The following is a 2431-nucleotide window of genomic DNA, read 5'->3' on the forward strand; positions in this document are numbered from 1 at the left end:
CTTTGCTGAACGATCGCGCTCTTGGAGTTTCGTAAGGCTCTGAAAGCCTGGGTAGCGGTCTTAAAAAAGCGGTCGCCATCCAGTGTCAGGACCAGGCGCTTCTTCTCACGTCGGAATAGCTTTATGCCGAGCTGCCGCTCAAGAATGGTCACCTGCTGACTAACTGCCGAGGAGGACACCCCAAGCTCGTCCGCAGCCTTCGTGACCGTGCCCAATCGGGCAACCGCCTCAAAATACTCTGTCGCTTTGATGTTGATGTCTCGCATCGGTTCTAACTCTTAGAGGAAGGCCTTGCATGATCCCCCTCAGTGATATCACAACAAGACTCTGAGGTGAGGGTCGCCGCACTCCTTCTCTGACGTGCGCACCAATGGTCTTGATTCTCGTGCTTGACCAGCGACACTCACGACAAACGCGGATAGTTGCTGATATGCCCGATCCTCTCGAGGGCTTCGGATGACTCTAAAGCCGAGCGTCCGCTTGTCGCAAAACTGCCCAAGATGGAATGAACTGCCTACGGCCCAAAGTCGGCAATCAGAAAAGGCCGCTTCCCTGATTTTCTCTTGGAAGCAGTCCGGCACCTTGCGACCCATTACGGTCGTTTACCACCGGCGCACGGTTGCCGTGAAGCTGACATCGCCAAAGTTCGCCAGTCTGCTGGTATGAACGCGTGAGCGCATCGCAGAAGCCCACCGAGCAATTTGGCTTCATCGCCCGTCAAACCAGCGAGCATCTGTCGCTCGACGGTAGCGGCTGCGATCATGCGGACGTGGGCAGCAGTTCTGCCCTTCTCGGTCAGCTCTGTCACGATAATCCGGCCGTGCACGTGCTGCGGCGTCTGACCAATGAACCCCTAGCGCTCGAGAGAGGCTAGCATGCCCTGCACGGACTGACGCGTCGCGAACGCTGCGCGCGCTAGGACCAGGAGCGAAATGGAGCCAACATCAAGCCACCATAGCGCCTCTAACGCCGTGCTGCCGAAAGGCAGGAACTGACCCGGGATTGTCATTGAGAACTGACCCGGTTGGACGATAGTTTCCCGCGACGCGGGAACGGTCAAGTGGCGGGTTTTTCCTTCCGTGTTTTGGGTGCTGCAGCGCTCGCCCTGAAGCGGAAGCTGTCGTTGCCAGTCTCGAGGATATGGCAGTGATGGGTGAGCCGATCGAGCAGTGCCGTGGTCATCTTGGCGTCACCGAACACGCCGGCCCATTCGCTGAAGCTGAGGTTGGTGGTGATGACGACGCTGGTCTGCTCGTAGAGCTTGCTGAGCAGATGGAACAGCAGCGCCCCGCCTGACGGGCTGAACGGCAGATAGCCCAGTTCGTCGAGGATGATCAGATCGAGGCGCAGCAGGCGCTCGGCCAGCTGGCCGGCCTTGTTGAAGGCCTTTTCCTGCTCGAGCGCATTGACCAGATCGACGGTGGCGAAGAAGCGGACCTTCTTGTGGTGATGCTGCACCGCCTGGATGCCGAGCGCCGTAGCGATGTGGGTTTTGCCGGTGCCCGGGCCACCGATCAGCACCACGTTGTCGGCGCCCTCGATGAACGCGCCGCGGTAAAGCTGCTGGACCATGGCCTCGTTGATCTCGCTTGACGCAAAGTCGAAGCCGGACAGATCTTTATAGGCGGGGAAGCGAGCAGCCTTGAGCTGATAGGCGATCGATCGCACCTCCCGCTCGGCGAGCTCGGCCTTGAGCAGCTGGGACAGGATCGGCACCGCAGTATCGAAGGCAGGTGCACCCTGTTCAAGGAGCTCGCCCACAGCCTGGGCCATGCCATGCATCTTGAGGCTGCGGAGCATGACCATAACAGCGGCACTGGCAGGGTCATGACGCATGGCGAACATCCTTACCGCGCAGCGAGTCATAGCGAGCAACGTTGGCCTTTGGCTCCTGGCGCAGCACCAGCGCCTGCGGCGCATCGATCGCTTCAACCTGGCTGGCCTTGCCATCAACCAGGCGGTGCAGGAGATTGAGCACATGGGTCTTGGTGGGAACGCCCGCCTCAAGCGCGGTCTCGACAGCCCTGAGTACCGCCTGCTCGTCGTGATGCAGCACCAGCGCCAGGATCTCGACCATCTCCCGGTCGCCGCCCGGATGCTTGAGCAGGTGACCCTGCAGGCGACGGAACGCCTCGGGCAGATCAACGAAGGGGGCGCCATTGCGCAGGGCGCCTGGCTTGCGCTGGATCACCGCCAGATAGTGCCGCCAGTCATAGACCGTGCGGCCAGGCTGGTGATGGGACCGCTCGATAATGCGCGCGTGCTCGCACAGGACCTGACCCTCGGCCACGACGGCGATCCGCTCGGGGTAAATCCGCAGGCTGACCGGCCGGTTGGCGAACGAGGCCGGCACGCTGTAACGATTACGATCGAAGTGCACGAGGCAGGTCGGGGAGACGCGCTTGGTCTGTTCAACAAAGCCATCGAAGGG

At 61.0% G+C, this 2431-nt stretch carries 3 protein-coding genes and 1 pseudogene; 1 reads left to right on the forward strand and 3 read right to left on the reverse strand.

Annotation, left to right across the window (positions count from 1 at the left end):
• Positions 1-266: LysR family transcriptional regulator (locus Q8O80_RS00015; protein ID WP_305575616.1), on the reverse strand; the 266-nt coding region annotated here is incomplete at its 3' end.
• 404 nt (positions 267-670) lie between these two features.
• Here Q8O80_RS00015 and Q8O80_RS00020 point away from each other — a divergent pair.
• Positions 671-874, forward strand: coding sequence for a hypothetical protein (locus Q8O80_RS00020; protein ID WP_305575618.1), 204 nt, complete (start codon positions 671-673; stop codon positions 872-874).
• A gap of 182 nt (positions 875-1056) precedes the next feature.
• On the opposite strand, the gene istB is transcribed toward Q8O80_RS00020, so the two are convergent.
• Both istB and Q8O80_RS00030 read right to left on the reverse strand, forming a co-directional pair.
• Positions 1057-1836 carry an IS21-like element helper ATPase IstB gene (istB, locus tag Q8O80_RS00025; RefSeq protein ID WP_305575620.1) on the reverse strand — a complete coding sequence of 260 codons (780 nt, stop codon included), beginning with the start codon at positions 1834-1836 and terminating at the stop codon, positions 1057-1059.
• Positions 1826-2431: pseudogene (locus tag Q8O80_RS00030) on the reverse strand (IS21 family transposase); the annotation flags it as partial. The gene istB and the pseudogene Q8O80_RS00030, both read right to left, overlap by 11 nt.

It is taken from the genome of Devosia sp. (assembly GCF_030689745.1).
Taxonomy (GTDB): domain Bacteria; phylum Pseudomonadota; class Alphaproteobacteria; order Rhizobiales; family Devosiaceae; genus Devosia; species Devosia alba.